Raw genomic sequence first — 14,948 nt, forward strand, 5'->3', positions numbered from 1 at the left:
ATTCTTGATAAGATAGCTTGTTGCGTGTTTTTTTAACGGGATTTCACGTGTAAATATTTTGACAAGTTACGATTCTGAAGGGTTTGGTAAAATCAATAATCTTAGTGCGCTGGATGTTTCGTGATTGCATGGTTTTCCAATTAATCAATTTTCATGTCAGGAGTCCCGTTGTGAAAAAGCTGATTCTGTCCCTGATATTTCTGGGGTTGGTTTTGTGCCCTGTTTTTTGTTTTGCATCTTCAACACCATTGGAATTGATTAAAAAGGTCATACCTGAGTCCGCATTAGGTGCTGAAGCCGGGTACGGGACTTGCGTTGCTATGAATAATGATGCCTTGGCTGTAGGTGCTCCCTATGAGGCCAATGGTGCGACTTCTGATGCTGGAGCAGTGTATATTTATTTGAAGGATAAGGGCGGAACAGGGAAGTGGGAATTACTGAAGAAGATAACTCATTCTGATGTTGGGGAACCCCTATCTTCTATGAAACTGGGACTAGCAATAGCTTTGTCAAAAGACCATCTGGTTATCTCGGCTCCAAATATAGATGGTTCTGGAAAGAGCATGATCGGGAGGGCATATGTTTTTGGAAGGAATCAGGGAGGAACTGACAACTGGGGCTTTGTCCAGAAAATTTACGCGCGCTCCGTCGAGGATGGCGGCAGGTTTGGTCTTTCGTTAGCCGTTTGTGATGAGGTCATGATTGTTGGTCATCAACAGAGTACTTATTCCGGGGAAACTTTAATAGGACGTGCTGAGGTTTATCTACCTGATCCTGATAATCCGGGACAATGGAAGTATCATCAGACATTGACTGCTCAAACCGAGCAGGGAGCTTTGGACCGTCAGTGGCGTTTAGAGTTTTCGTCTTCCTTAGCTGTATGCGAGGGAAAGATTTTCGCCGGAGCTCCCAAGAGGAATTTGGATGGGATATATCGCTCGGGATGTGTCTATATGTACTCGAGAAAAGTGGACGAGTTCTGGAGAATAGAAAAGAGAATAGGTGCACAAAATGTTGATGGCAGCTCAGATGTTACGCGAGAGTCATACTTTGGTAATAGTCTCTCAGCATCAGGGGATATGCTTCTGGTTGGGGCGCATAAAAACAGTGTCGGAGGAAAGGATGAAGTAGGATCAGCCTATATCTATTCCAAAGACAAGAATGGTAAAGATCAATGGGGAATGGTGAAGAAGCTTGAGCCTGTTTTAAGTGATGGTTCTCCGTATACTTATGCGGAGAGTTTTTTCGGCAAAGGGGTTTCTTTGTCAGGAGACCTTGCCCTTATTGGTTCAGATCGAGGAGCTTTTCTGTTTGACAAAGGCACATCAGATATATCCCCATGGCACATGGTTTCCAGAATTTCTGAGAGCGAAGCAGAGTCCGGGGCTTTGCTTGATGGCGACGTTGTCATACATGGTAGTTCTTGTGCGGTAGGGGGTGGTACAGAAAAGAATAAACCCATAGCCGCATATATTTTCAAAATTCTCGCCATCAGTTGCGCTGACAAAACCGTCCGTCCAGTAGCAACACAGCCCGCAGGCACCAGCGTAACCGTGACTTCGGTTTCTAAGAAGGTGAAGACTACAGCGGAAATTAAAGAAGAACACCAGACTCCGGAAATGGAGAGCATGCTCGGGGCAAACATCTATGAATTCAACGCTTCTGTTACAGCCGGTAAAGTAGCATATTTCTGCTTCAACAGCTCCAGCCTCGGTGAGCGCAAGGCTGAGGACGTGGCCCTTTTCAAGCTTTTCCCGGACAAGGAGTCAAAGACCTTCACTTACAGCCCCGGTAAGACCCCGGAAGAAGAAGGCTATTTCTGGATTACCGATGAAGGAAACAGCGGGCAGTATATTGATCCTAAGGCAATCCTTGTGGGCGCGCAGACTTACACGGTCAATTATTCCGTAAAAGATAACGGCGATTATGATCTGGATGATACCGCCGGTGTGATTCATGACCCGGTTGTTCCGGGCACATCTGGTGGTTCCGGTGGTACCGGATGTGTAATGAAACCGCAGGCGGGTATGTCTTTAGAGCTTTGCGGATTGTTTGTGGTTGCTCTATTAGGAATTTGTGCGCGTAGGATGGGGCGTTGATTTGTAGTGATTCAAAGCAGGGTAGAACATGTGTCGTGATCGGTTGTTTCGGTCACGACATTTTTTTTAGTTGATTAAGATTTACTTCAAGTTTGCTAGTTGAATCTGGCGTCTGAGCACAATTGCTGAGTACGAATTCTGCTGTGGCATAGATGTTTTTCCAGCGCGGACGTTCAGGAAGGGTTTCAATACTCAGGTAGCGGTCAAGGGTCTGGGTCCGGGCATAGCCGTCCTTTTCAATGTATATGTTCCATATGCCGGATTCTGAAGCCAGATCAGCCTTGCTGCGGCCTGTGGACTTTTCCCAGTGTTCCAAAGAAGAGTTCATTATTACTACTGCCAGTTCGCGCTTATCAGGCTGTGTTTGCGCAGGCCGGATGTTCATGACGTAGATCGGCTCATTCTCTATGTCTATGGTTCGGATGGCGATCAGAACGCCGATGGTTTTACCTCCGGCAACAGGCAGACTAATTTCTTCACCCGTAGTATTGTTGTCCGTTGCGGCTTGCTTATTGATCAGTTCAAAAAAAGCGGCCTGATGAATGCTTGATTCAAGCAGTTCGTTAAGTTTCAACCCTTGTATATCCTTACAATTAAACCCGCTAAGCTTTTCAAAACCGCTGTTACAGAAATCAATAACCAAGTCGTTGTTGACTGCAAGGATGGCTTCTTCCACTGAGTCGAGCATCTTGGATAAGCGCAGGTGGATGATTTTGTGGTCGTGTTCTTTTTTTTTACGGTTTTCAAGCTCTCCGGTCATTCTCTCATAGCTGGATAAGGTCTCGGTAAATCGGGCCGACATGAGCAGTGAGTATGAAAGGATGAAGATGAAAGTCCCGTAAGGTGTGAAATCGGCTGACCCGAATATGTTCAGGTCAAAAAGTATTTCATCAAATTCCGCACAGGCCAGCACCAGATAGCCGGGAGCAAGATAAACGGCCCCTTTTCGCTTCTTGCGCAGGTCGTTTATGAATGAAGCGAAGAGATAAATATATGCTGTTCTGGTAATCAGGAAGTAGGCGAAAGCTACAGCGGAATATGCTCCGGGAGGAGTTGCAAGAGTATAAACGCAGTATGTCCCGCCGATAATGGAGAATATCCAACTGACTTGCTTTCCATATTTCTGGGGAAAAATTGAGTTGTAAAATATCAGAAGCAGGGGGATAGCCAGCCCGGTGGGGAGCAGGCATATTTTTATGTACCAGCTCCAGTCTATGGAGAAAAATTTGCTGGCCAGAAAAGCTGAGGGCGGGTTGAAAACTGTGGCAACGCACCAGACAAGGCAAAAGGCACCAAAGTAAAGGTTTTCCCGGCTGGACCTGCGCATGATGAAAATTACGAGGTGGAAAACTCCCATGATCAGCAGTGCCCCACCGATGATGGCACCGGAAATACGCCGGTAATTTATCAGGTTTTCAATTTGTTCCTGACTGCCGAGGAGTATACTGGAATTTATCCCGCCTTCCTTGTTGTGGAAGTTTGAGATTTCAATAGCAATATCGGCATAACCGTCGTTGGCTGCTAGTTTCGGGGTAATGAGATGCTTTACAGGAGCTTCAGATTGTAGATCAGTCCCTACCATTCCGGAAGAACCTACTTGCTTTCCGTTTACCATTACTTTGCATACTGAGAGTACTCCAGAAATATAGAGCCTTTCTGGTGTGGGACTGGGGGGAAGTTTTATTTTCAGGCGGTAGACTGCTGTTCCCTGCTTATGAACGGGGTGTCCCTGCTTTGTTGAGCCTTTCCATATTGCAGGGAGTGGGAAATAGTCTTTTTGAGCAGGGGGCTTTGCTGAGAGTCTGGAGTAGCTTGTGTCTGCATAAAATTCCCACTCTCCGTCGAGAGCGGCAGGCCCTTGTTTTTTTAAATTCCAATGGCTGAGGTCCAGATATCCGTAGGTTGCTTTGGACTGCTTATCGTCTGTTGTTTGGACGCACGAGCTTATAATCAGCAGCAGAGCGATAAGTATTAGCTTTGTATATGTGGACTTGTGTTTGGGCATTCTGCATTAGGATTGTATGTTTATATGCGTGTGTATATTGTCTGATTTTTCAAACAAAATAAATGAGAATGATTAAAGGCATAAAAAAACGGCCCAACCCTCAAGAATTGAGAATTGGGCCGTTTGCATATTTAAGTGCAGTCGGAACTATTCGGCGGGTGCGTTGAATACGCGGGTGGATAGTTCCTTGTCGAGGATGAACATGCCGTTGCCTTCGCCGTTGAGGAGGCGGAGCTTGTTCAATACTGCGTTCACGCTGTCTTCCTCTTCTACCTGCTCGGTTACGAACCACTGCAGGAAGATGTTGGTGGCGTGGTCTCTTTCATCGATTGCGAGGTTCACGAGATTGTTGACCAGTGAAGTCACATGCTTCTCGTGCTCAAGAACCGCTTCGATACAAGCCAGCGGGGATTCCCACTCGGTCTTGGGTGCTTCAATGGCGGAGAGGAGTACGCGGCCGCCGCGTTCGTTGATGTAATCGTAGAACTTCATGGCGTGGAACTGCTCTTCCTTGGCCTGTACACGCATCCAGTTGGCAAAGCCGTCCAGTCCGATGTCGCTGAAGTAAGCGGACATGGAAAGGTAAAGGTAAGCAGAGTACATTTCAGCGTTGAGCTGTTCGTTAAGAGCTTTTTCAAGAACCTTGTTAGACATTTTAAATGTTCTCCATAATTGGATTCAGTTTACTAGTAGCCCAGATCTTCATCAGTAATCTTGGTTGCAAATACTTTATGCATCCAGAACTGGTAACCGATAACGATGGGGACCATGATCAATGCGACAGTCAGCATGATTTTCAGGGTCAGCTGGCTTGAAGCAGCATTGTGGATGGTGATGGAGTATGCCGGATTGATGCTGGAGGGCAGCAGGGCCGGGAACAGTCCGATCACGCCGAACATAGTAGTGGATACGATGAGTGTTGCAGAGCAGGCCCATGCTTTCCACCATTTACGTGCTGCGATAAGTGTGCGAACCTTGACGATTGCAAAGATCGGAATCAACAGGATCAGCATCAGGGCCGGGTAGGCCAGGAAGTTGCTGAGTAGCTGAGTGTATACCCCGGTAAGGGCAAGAAAGGCAATATAAACCGCTGCGAGAATAGGCCAGATGGTAGCAGCGAGGTTACCGGCGCGTTCGTTAAGTTCGCCGTCTGTGCGTGCTGCCAGCCAGAGGCAGCCGTGTTGGGCAAAAAGAAGAACAAAAAGGATGCCGCCGCCGAGACCGTAGGGGTTGAGCAGGGTGAACAGGTTACCCTGAAATACGCCGTTTTCGTCAATGGGGATACCCATGAAGATGTTGGCAAAGGCAACGCCGAGCAGCAGTCCGGGCAGGAAGCTGCCTAAAACCATTGCTTTATCCCAGAGCTTACGGGCCCAATCGCTATCAACCAATCCTCTGAATTCATAAGCCACGCCGCGAATGATCAGGGCGATGAGTAGCAGCATGAGCGCGGTGTAAAGACCACTGAACATTACTGCGTATGCCTTGGGAAATGCGGCAAATGTTACACCACCGGCGGTGATGAGCCATACTTCGTTACCGTCCCAGAAAGGGCCGATGGATTTATAGATTTTTTTCCTATCTTTTTCGTCCTTGGCCAGAAAGGGCATCACGGACCCCAGACCCAGATCATACCCATCGAGCATGAAGTAAATGGCCCAGAGTAAGCCCCATAACAAGAACCATATGGATTCTAACATAATTATCTCCTTGTCTTACAGCTTTCTTAAGCCTTTATAGGTTCCGGGCCTTTACGGGCGAATTTAGCCAGAAGATAGATTTCGCAGGCTCCAAGCAGGGTGTAAAGGGTCGTCAGGGCGATAAATGAGAACGCAACCTGACTTGTGGCAATGGGTGAAACAGCATCGGATGTCTTCATCATGCCGTAAACAATCCATGGCTGACGCCCGACTTCTGCAACAGCCCAGCCAGCCCAGGTAGCAATGTAAGGCAGCGGGATAGCGTAGAGCATAATGCGCAGGTACAGCTTATTCTCGGTAAGTTTTTCTCTGTTTCTCCAGCCCCAGATAGCGAGCAGGGGGAAGAGGGTGCCAAGACCTACCATGATGCGGAATGCTACGAAGGTAATAGTTACCGGAGGACGGTCTTCCTTAGACCATGATTTAAGCCCTTTTACCGGAGCGTTAAAGTCGTTGAAAGCAAGGAAGCTGAGTGCGCCGGGAAGTCCGAGGAATTCAATGGAGTTCTTCTCGTTTTTTTCGTCAGGCATTGCCAGCAGGTACATGGGAGCGCCGTCAGGGGCATCATCCCAGAGAGCTTCCATTGCTGCCAGTTTCTCAGGCTGCATTTTAGCAACAGTCTGGGCATGGTGGTGACCCTGTGCTGCAACGAGGATAGAGAAGATGAATGCAACGATCAGACCCATCTTGAAAGATTTGCTGAAGAATTCAACCTCATTTTTGCGCAGCAGGTGGTAAGCACTAACACCCATAACAAAGAAGCTTGCAACCATGAATGCAGCAAAGCCGTTATGGAAGAATTGTCCCCATGCAAAGGGGTTGGTGATTACTTCAGTGAAACTTTCCAGTTCCGCACGGCCGTTACGCATTACGTAACCAACGGGATTCTGCATCCAGCCGTTAGCAAGGATAATCCAGACAGCGGAAATGTTGGAGGCGATAGCAACGATCCAGATACAGGCTGCGTGCATTTTGGGGGAAAGTTTTTTCCAACCGAAAATCCATGCTGCGAGAAAAGTTGATTCCATGAAAAAGGCTACTGTGGCTTCGATGGCCAGCAGTGAGCCGAAAATATCACCCACGTATTCGGAATAGCGGGACCAGTTGGTACCGAACTGGAATTCAAGTGTGATTCCGGTCACGATTCCGAGAACAAAGTTAATGACGAACAGCTTTCCCCAGAATTTGGTCATGCGCAGGTAAATGTCTTTTTTAGTGCGCACGTACATGGTTTCCATAATGGCAACCATGATGGAAAGTCCCAGTGTGAGCGGTACGAAAATGAAGTGGAACATTGTTGCCATGGCAAATTGCAGCCTTGACAGCATCAGAACATCCATCATCCCTCTCCTTGTTCAAGTTGTTGATTTAAGAGGAAATTCTTTCCAGAGCTTCCTGAGCCAGCCTTCCCACCGTTACAGACTGCAGAGAAGAGTCCTTATAAATATCTATAACAGTATCATTATCCGTCAAAGCTTCAAGCTTTTTAACTGATTCCGGTGATTTCAAACCTCCCAGAGCCCAGCATGCAGTCCCCTGAATAACCGGGTCGGGGTAGGAAAGAAAACGGATAAGGTCGTCAGTAGCTTGAGCCGCGATTTTTTGACGAGTCTGCGCCATGCGGGCAACTCCCCATACCGCCCCGCGGAGCAGGGTAGGAAATTCAAGGTAGTTCTCCGGGCCTTCTTCATCTTCGTGGCTGTAGCTCAAGAGGATTTTACCGTATTCAGCGGCCATTTGATCATTAACCGCAGCGATTTCACCCATGGCTTCCGGAACGCCCCATGCACAGCCCCCGGATTCCTCATTGAGCATCCACATGATTCTGCGCATGACAATGCGGGCTTTAGGTGCGTCTTCTTCTACCATGCGGGAGATTACCTTGCCGAAGCAGGTTACGCCGTGCCAGCGGACAATTATCGTGGTTGCACATAAGGAGGCGAAAAGCGGGGAGACAAGGTCCTGCATGGAATACTTATCCATCAATTGCTCGAACCTGTTTTCCCAGTTCTCGTCTGCCAAAACTCCCATGACTTCTTTTTTAATTCTGCGTCCAACTGCCATATGCGATCCTCCTTAGTAAGGTTGTCGCTAAAAAAAACTATTATCGATAGTGTTGTAACGGCTTCCTATTTTTACATTTTCAACTATTTGATAACATAAAAATTAAGGCTTTGTGAATTAGTTTTTAAAACAATGTATAATCCCGGACGGAGCCGGCTCCGTCCGGGAAAAGGCAATTACTTGCCGGTTTTTTCTTTAATAGCAGCGGCAATGCTGACGCCGAGCTGGAAGCACTCTTTGAGAGTGTCGTGGTCGGGGCGGTTTTTGGCTTTGATCTGAGGCTCGATAATATCGCAGCTCATTTTTTCAAGCCATTCATTGAGGATCTTTACGCACTCACCGGACCAGCCGAAGGAACCTACGGCTGCACCGATTTTGTTCTGGGGACGCAGACCCTTAACGTAGGTCAGGGCGTCGGCCATACCGGGCAGGATTCCGTTGTTGTGGGTCGGGGAGCCGATGACAATGGCGGCGGAGTCGAAAACTTCGCTCATGATGTCACTGTGATGGTTGGCCTTAACAGACATGACTTTAACGGAAATGCCTTCGGATACGAGGCCGGAAGCAACAGCATTGATCATGCTCTCGGTGGAGCTCCACATGGTGTCGTAGAACAGTGTCGCCTTGTTCTTGGGCTCCTGCTTCGCGAATTCCATGTATTTTTCAAGAGCAAATGCGCAGTCTTCACCGCGGAACATGAGGCCGTGGTCCGGGCAGATCATGTCTACATCAAGGTTGAGACCCGCGAAAGTTTCGAGAGTCTTGATAACCTTGGAGGAGTAGGGGGTGATGATGTTTGCGTAGTACTGCTGCATGTGGTCTGCGACCATTTCCTTGCTCATTTCATCAACCCAGCGTTCACTGGCAGCGATGTTCTGGCCGAATGCGTCACTGGTGAAGAGCAGTTTGTCTTCGGGACAAAAGGTGAACATGTTGTCAGGCCAGTGCAGCATGCGGGTTTCGTAGAAGCGCAGGGTGCGTTTACCGATAGAAACTTCTTCACCGGGCTTGACCACATGTACGGGCCAGTCCTTGCTGTCAAAAAAAGTTGCAATGTTTTTCCCGCCCATGACGGAAACAAAAATCTTTTCGGGCTTGCAGAGCTCGACCATTTTTTCAAGGCAGCCGGCGTGGTCGGGTTCAAGGTGGTTGACCACGATGTAATCGATTTCTTCAGGCTTGGTCAGGTGGGAAAGGGAGCAGATGAACTGGCTCTCAGATCCTTTGGAAACAGTATCCACCAGAACTTTCTTCTCATCTTCAATGTAGAAAGCGTTGTAGGTGGTTCCGTTTGCGGAGCGGGCATAGCCGTGAAAGTTACGGCAGTTCCAGTCCACGACTCCGATCCAATGTACGCCTTCTTTAATTTCAACAGGTCTCACTTGAATATTCCTACTATAATTTTAGTGGTTTATTTATGCGTAGAAAGCCGGGGCATGCCCGGCTTTCCATTGTCATTTTCATACTATCCACATCCGTATGAAGCGGATGCTGTAAATACTGCGAGCTTATTCTTCAGGCTCGAAATCATCCTTGCCTGCGCCGCATACCGGGCATTCCCAATCATCAGGGATGTCTTCAAATTTGGTGCCGGGAGCGATGCCGCCATCCGGATCGCCTTCAGCAGGATCGTAAACCCATCCACAAATAGTACATACGTATTTCATTTTCCTATCTCCGTGATAAATTTAGTTAACCCAGCGGCTTGAACGATTTTTTGCTTGCACCGCATACCGGGCATTTCCAGTCTTCAGGAAGGTCGGCAAAGGCCGTTCCCTTGGCGATTTTACCTTTGCGGTCCCCTTTGTCCGGGTTGTAGATGTAACCGCAATTGGTAATCTGACACTGATACATGTCTTTAGGTTCAGCCATAGCAGTTTCCTCTCTTATGCTTTCCAGAGGCCGTGCAGGTTACAGTATGCACGGGCAGTAACCGGAGCGTCGTCAAATTTACAGCCGCAAAATTCTGCTTCAGGTGCTTCACCGGGATCAAGCTGCTTGAAGTAACGGTTGTTGCCGGATACCAGTTCGATCCACTCGATCCAGTGTTTTTCCACCATGGGGTGGTCAACTTCACCGACTTTAACTTTGTAGCCGCCTTCAATCTTCTCGATGACAGGAACGTGCTTTTCTTTTGCAGCGTCAACGGTGTTTTCAGTCATGAGAACCATATCTGATCCACAGCAAGCGAGGTTGCCGGGGCCGGCATGAAGAACCATAGTGATGTTACCGCAAGCTTCGCATTTATAAACTTCGTATAATTCAGCCATTTTAATACTCCACAGGGTTAGGGTTATCGACTACCAGTTCTCACAGACTACCTGAAAATGTGCCTGAGGATGGTCACATGCAGGGCATTTGTGCGGTGCGGAGTCACCTTCGTGGGTGTATCCACAGTTCTGACACTGCCAGATAATAGCGTTGTCCTTTTTGAATACCTTGTCATCTTCAATGTTTTTAGCCAGGGCAAGGTATCTTTTTTCGTGAAATTCTTCGGCTACTGCGATTGCACGGAAAACAGTGGCAATTGCGTTGAAACCTTCTTCTTCTGCAATTTTGGCGAATTCGGGATACATTTCTTCCCATTCGTGTCTTTCGCCACCGGCAGCTTCTTTAAGGTTTTCAATGGTGGAACCGATTACACCTGCAGGGAAGGATGCGGTGACTTCCACTTCGCCACCCTCAAGAAGTTTGAACAATCTTTTTGCGTGTTCTTTTTCCTGATTGGCAGTTTCTTCGAAGACTTTGGAAATCTGCACATAACCTTCTTTCTTAGCCTTGGAGGCAAAGTAGGTGTAACGGTTACGGGCCTGAGATTCTCCTGCAAAAGCGGTCAGGATATTCTTTTCTGTTCTGGAACCTTTGAGTTGGGACATGAGCTTCTCCTTATCACGCTGCCGTGAGCAGCAGATTGTATAGACGAATTGCTATTGCAATATTTAGCAGTTAATAGCGCCGCTGTCAGGTTTTTAGGCAAAAAAATAACATCTCCATATTTAAGTACGGGTATTAAATGAAGATGTTATTTAAAAAAGATTATTGAATCTTGTTTTGGCATTCCGGGCATAATCCGAAATACTCTATTGAGCATCCTTTTACATCGTACCCCCTGGCTTCAACTTCGTTGATTTCAGGGGCAATGACTTCGTTCATGACATCATCCACCTTTCCGCACTGTATACATCTAATATGTGGATGCGGTTCTGCGTGGCCGTCAAATCTGTTTTTACCGCCAGTCTCAAGTTTGAGGATGATTCCGTTCTCCGCAAGCAGTTCAAGGTTGCGGTAAACGGTCCCAAGGCTGATGTTAGGCAGTCTCTTTCGTACCCTTTCATACAGCTCATCCGCTGTGGGATGACAGGTCAGTCCTTTGAGTTCCTCAAGAATGAGTTCTCTCTGTTTTGATCGTCTTTGTCCTATTTTCATGTGCACCTCTTGCACACAAAGTAGTAATAGTTCTTGTTTGTGTCAACTCTTTTTGGATTATTGATTGTGAAGGTATCACACTTGTAGGGTATGATAAAGCCGGGTTCGCTTGGAAAGAATAGATACTTGCAGTCTGCCTGAATTAAAGCTATCCCTTGAATAATTGAATTAATTGTAATCGTCGGAGTTCTCTTGCCCAGTCTGAAGACCCTGATCCTACACCCGGATGCCGAGATCCGCACTGCTATCCGCGAAGCCCTTAGCGGGGGCAAGCTGGTACGTGTGCTGGGTGAAACCGTCAGCGCTGATGAAGCATTGGAGCTGCATAAAGCCGTGGGCTACGGGATCATTTTTTTGGGGTTCGATTATGGTGAGGGCATAAGCGGTGCTGAATTGGCCCAAGCTTTGGGGGCCAGCAAACACAAGCCCGGTCTGATATTTATTGCCGGGGATGAGACCAAGGCTTACGAGGCTTTTGAGTTGGGAGCTGTTGATTATCTTATCTGGCCTCCTGACGAAGAGCGCATGCAGAAGACCTTGGAGCGTATCGCCAGATTCAAGAGCCATTTCCGGGAAATTCCCGAACCTTCGGATTGGAAGGAATCAGGGACCGGCGTAGAGACCGGGGAAGAAACGCTGCAGCTTTCCCTTGGCGAAGATGAGCAGGACAAATTTCTTTCCGCACTCAAGAATGCATGGGATTTCTCCCAGACCCGTCAGCCTGAGATCGAAAAGCTTCCGGTAAATCAGGACGGGCGTATGATGCTTATCCCCTACACCCAAATCATCTTTGTAGAAGCCTACGAAGATTACTCCTACGTACACACTGCCAATCAGAAATTTCTCACCTCACACAGGTTGAAAAACCTTGAGGAGCGCCTCGGGCCGCACCGTTTTTTCAGGGTGCATCGCAAGTATTTGGTAAACTTGGAAATGGTTACTGAAATTGCATCCCTTCCGGGCAGTAACTTCATGCTCCGCACAGCAGGTCGCACAAGGATCGAGCTGCCTATCAGCCGTAGGCGGATCAGCAAACTCAAGCAGATTCTGGGGATGTGACCATGCCGCTTACCGATACACTCATGCCGTTTGCCGAATATGGGCTGCATTGCCCGCACCGGGTGCGTACATATAAACTCGGAAAACCCGTTTTTGGGGTTAAGCAAGTTTCAAATTTCGAGGTGTCTTTGGCTGGATTAACTAATGGAGGGCGTAGTGGATCATAAGGAAACACTGGACAGCCTGTTGCATGAAGAGAGGGTCTTCCGTCCCCTGCCACAGATGCTTATTGAGGCCGGGGTCAATCCGCAGGACCTGCGCGCGGCGCGGGAACTGGCGGAGGTGGACCTCTGTTCCTATTGGGAAGAAGCCGCCGAAGAACTGGACTGGTTCAAAAAGTGGGAACAGGTCTGCGATATTTCCGATGCTCCCAATTACCGCTGGTTCAGCGGTGCCCGCTGTAACATCGTCTATAATGCCCTGGATCGCCACATTGAGACTGTGAACAAGAATCGTTTGGCCTTAATCTGGGAAGGTGAGCCGGGCGACTCCCGCCAATACACATATTATGAACTTTACCGGGCCGTGAACCGTTTTGCTAACGGTCTTAGAGGTCTTGGCGTTGGCAAAGGGGACCGGGTAGTCCTTTACATGCCCCAGCTTCCTGAAACGGTCATCGCCATGCTGGCCTGCGCCCGTATCGGGGCAGTGCATTCCATGGTCTTTTCCGGATTCTCTGCGCGGCTGCTGCGTGAGCGGGTCCGGGAAGTCAATCCCCGGGTGGTTGTTACCGTAGACGGCTTTTACCGCAATGGTCAGGTTATCCGCCTAAAAGAAGAAGTCGACCGCGCCCTACTGGATGATCCTGCGCAGGCTTTGGAGTCTGTTGTTGTTGTCCACCGCGCCAACGTGGATGTGAACATGGATTCCGCCCGTGACTGCTGGTACGAGGACCTCGTGCGCCACGAACGTCCCCATGCCCCGGCGGAGATCATGGCTGCTGAAGATCCCCTGTTCATTCTGCATACTTCCGGTACCACCGGAAAGCCCAAGGGCTTGGTCCATTCCCATGGCGGTTACATGGTCGGGGTGCACCGGACCTTCAAATGGGTTTTCGATCTCAAGCCCACTGATATTTTCTGGTGTTCCGCTGATCCAGGTTGGATCACCGGGCACAGCTACCTTGTCTACGGACCACTTCTGGCCGGGACCACCACAGTTATGTATGAGGGGCATTCCCTCTATCCGCAGGCTGACCGACTCTGGAATATTGTTTCCAAGTACGGGGTTACTATTTTTTATACCTCGCCCACCCAGATCAGGACCCTCATGCGTTTCGGGCACCGTTACCCGGAACAGCATGACCTCTCTTCACTGCGTATTCTCGGTGCTGTGGGTGAGCCGTTCAACACCGAAGCATGGCTCTGGATGTATGAGAATATTGGTAAAGGCCAGTGTCCGGTATTGGATACATGGTGGCAGACCGAGACCGGAATGATCATGATCAGCCCCTTGCCGGTATCCGTACTCAAGCCCGGTTCCGTAACCCGCCCTTTGCCCGGTATTGAGGCAGATGTAGTTGATGCTGAGGGTAATCCCGTGCCGGATGGAAAAGGCGGGTTGTTGGTCATCAAGAAGCCTTGGCCGGCCATGTTCAGTGGTGTGCTCGGTGACCGCAAAGAGGTCATGGATCACTATTGGAAGCGCATTCCGGGCATGTTTTATGCCGGTGATGTTGCCCGCAAGGATGAGGATGGCTATTTCTGGATTCAGGGCCGCGCTGATGATGTACTCAATATCTCAGGGCACCGTATCGGAACGGCCGAGGTGGAATGCGCGCTGACCAAGCATCCGCAGGTTGCGGAAGCTGTTGTGGTCGGAGTTGTGGACAAGATCAAGGGGCAGGTCGCCAAGGCCTACGTAACCCTGAACCATGGGTTTGTTGAGTCCGATGACCTGCACCGGGAACTGAAAGAGCAGGTCCGCCGTGAGCTTGGCCCCATCGTGATCGTGCGTTCTATCGAATTCAGGGACGAGCTGCCCAAGACTTCCAGCGGGAAGATCAAGCGCACTGAGTTGTGTTGATGAGTTCGCGTTGCTTCACGGTTTTGTATGAAAATTTGAATTGAAAAATCCATTGCGGTTCATATCGCAATGGATTTTCGCATAAATAACACAATCCTTCCCCCTTACGGGATGGTATTGACAAAACAACGCCTTCATAAGCATTAACCCTCTCATAGCAATCTTGTTTAAACCAGATTTATAAGAGAGGATAACAATGCCCGCTTACATATATCTCGCCTTTGCAATTGTATTTGAAGTTGTGGCTACTAGCGCCATGAAAGCTTGTGACGGTTTTACTAAGCTTATACCCACTATGATTGTAGTTGTTGGGTATGTTGTTTCTTTTTACTTTTTTTCTATTGTTCTCAGAACCATGCCTGTAGGGGTTGCCTATGCAATTTGGGGCGGACTGGGCGTTGTTCTGGTTACCCTTGTGGGGGTTTTCCTTTACGGTCAAACCCCGGATTTGCCGGCTATTCTGGGCATGGGACTTATTATGAGCGGCGTTTGTGTGATCAACTATTTTTCCAAGACTATTGTCCATTAAGCTGTTTCTGGCTTTGTAAATAAGACGCCCCGTAAACTGAT

The 14,948-nt window shown here is 48.6% G+C and carries 16 protein-coding genes; 4 read left to right on the forward strand and 12 right to left on the reverse strand.

Features of this window, described 5'->3' with window-relative positions; all coding sequences use genetic code 11:
* The first annotated feature begins 170 nt into the window (after positions 1–170).
* Positions 171–2,099 (forward strand): hypothetical protein, encoded by a 1,929-nt coding sequence (locus tag ACO05Z_RS20535; RefSeq protein WP_421904051.1) that lies wholly within the window; start codon positions 171–173, stop codon positions 2,097–2,099.
* Between the two features lie 52 nt (positions 2,100–2,151).
* Here the strand turns inward: ACO05Z_RS20535 and ACO05Z_RS20540 are convergent, their stop codons facing one another.
* The 12 genes from ACO05Z_RS20540 to ACO05Z_RS20595 form a co-directional block, all read right to left on the reverse strand.
* Positions 2,152–3,714, reverse strand: a complete 1,563-nt coding sequence (locus ACO05Z_RS20540) for a 7TM diverse intracellular signaling domain-containing protein (protein ID WP_421904052.1) — start codon at positions 3,712–3,714, stop codon at positions 2,152–2,154.
* 71 nt (positions 3,715–3,785) lie between these two features.
* Positions 3,786–3,923: a hypothetical protein gene (locus ACO05Z_RS20545; RefSeq protein ID WP_421904053.1), complete on the reverse strand. Its 138-nt coding sequence runs from the start codon at positions 3,921–3,923 to the stop codon at positions 3,786–3,788.
* Positions 3,924–4,251: 328 nt separating this feature from the next.
* Positions 4,252–4,758 carry a ferritin gene (locus ACO05Z_RS20550; protein ID WP_421904054.1) on the reverse strand — a complete coding sequence of 169 codons (507 nt, stop codon included), beginning with the start codon at positions 4,756–4,758 and terminating at the stop codon, positions 4,252–4,254.
* Between the two features lie 32 nt (positions 4,759–4,790).
* Positions 4,791–5,804, reverse strand: coding sequence for a cytochrome d ubiquinol oxidase subunit II (cydB, locus tag ACO05Z_RS20555; protein ID WP_421904055.1), 1,014 nt, complete (start codon positions 5,802–5,804; stop codon positions 4,791–4,793).
* A 26-nt stretch (positions 5,805–5,830) separates the two neighbouring features.
* The gene (locus ACO05Z_RS20560) at positions 5,831–7,144 is read right to left on the reverse strand and encodes a cytochrome ubiquinol oxidase subunit I (RefSeq protein ID WP_421904056.1); all 1,314 of its coding nucleotides are present in this window, start codon (positions 7,142–7,144) and stop codon (positions 5,831–5,833) included.
* A 28-nt stretch (positions 7,145–7,172) separates the two neighbouring features.
* The gene (locus ACO05Z_RS20565; protein WP_421904057.1) at positions 7,173–7,868 is read right to left on the reverse strand and encodes a DVU0298 family protein; all 696 of its coding nucleotides are present in this window, start codon (positions 7,866–7,868) and stop codon (positions 7,173–7,175) included.
* A gap of 176 nt (positions 7,869–8,044) precedes the next feature.
* Complete coding sequence (locus ACO05Z_RS20570) at positions 8,045–9,250, reverse strand: FprA family A-type flavoprotein (RefSeq protein WP_421904058.1); 1,206 nt, start codon at positions 9,248–9,250, stop codon at positions 8,045–8,047.
* Between the two features lie 126 nt (positions 9,251–9,376).
* Entirely contained in the window at positions 9,377–9,535 is a 159-nt protein-coding gene (gene rd / locus ACO05Z_RS20575) for a rubredoxin (protein WP_421904059.1), read from the reverse strand.
* 25 nt (positions 9,536–9,560) lie between these two features.
* Positions 9,561–9,740 (reverse strand): rubredoxin, encoded by a 180-nt coding sequence (locus ACO05Z_RS20580; protein WP_421904060.1) that lies wholly within the window; start codon positions 9,738–9,740, stop codon positions 9,561–9,563.
* Positions 9,741–9,754: 14 nt separating this feature from the next.
* On the reverse strand, positions 9,755–10,138 hold the full coding sequence (locus tag ACO05Z_RS20585) for a desulfoferrodoxin (RefSeq protein ID WP_421904061.1): 384 nt from the start codon (positions 10,136–10,138) through the stop codon (positions 9,755–9,757).
* A gap of 30 nt (positions 10,139–10,168) precedes the next feature.
* On the reverse strand, positions 10,169–10,744 hold the full coding sequence (gene rbr / locus ACO05Z_RS20590) for a rubrerythrin (RefSeq protein WP_421904062.1): 576 nt from the start codon (positions 10,742–10,744) through the stop codon (positions 10,169–10,171).
* Positions 10,745–10,904: 160 nt separating this feature from the next.
* A complete protein-coding gene (locus ACO05Z_RS20595; protein ID WP_421904064.1) occupies positions 10,905–11,294 on the reverse strand; it encodes a Fur family transcriptional regulator in 390 nt (129 codons plus the stop codon).
* A 192-nt stretch (positions 11,295–11,486) separates the two neighbouring features.
* Here ACO05Z_RS20595 and ACO05Z_RS20600 point away from each other — a divergent pair, with 192 nt between their 5' ends.
* From ACO05Z_RS20600 to ACO05Z_RS20610, 3 genes are all read left to right on the forward strand, one after another.
* A complete protein-coding gene (locus tag ACO05Z_RS20600; protein ID WP_421904065.1) occupies positions 11,487–12,353 on the forward strand; it encodes a LytR/AlgR family response regulator transcription factor in 867 nt (288 codons plus the stop codon).
* 156 nt (positions 12,354–12,509) lie between these two features.
* Positions 12,510–14,378: an acetate--CoA ligase gene (gene acs, locus ACO05Z_RS20605; RefSeq protein WP_421904066.1), complete on the forward strand. Its 1,869-nt coding sequence runs from the start codon at positions 12,510–12,512 to the stop codon at positions 14,376–14,378.
* 196 nt (positions 14,379–14,574) lie between these two features.
* On the forward strand, positions 14,575–14,907 hold the full coding sequence (locus tag ACO05Z_RS20610; RefSeq protein ID WP_421904067.1) for a DMT family transporter: 333 nt from the start codon (positions 14,575–14,577) through the stop codon (positions 14,905–14,907).
* Positions 14,908–14,948: the final 41 nt, after the last annotated feature.

The sequence above is a fragment of the Maridesulfovibrio sp. genome, assembly GCF_965230075.1.
Classification (GTDB): domain Bacteria; phylum Desulfobacterota; class Desulfovibrionia; order Desulfovibrionales; family Desulfovibrionaceae; genus Maridesulfovibrio.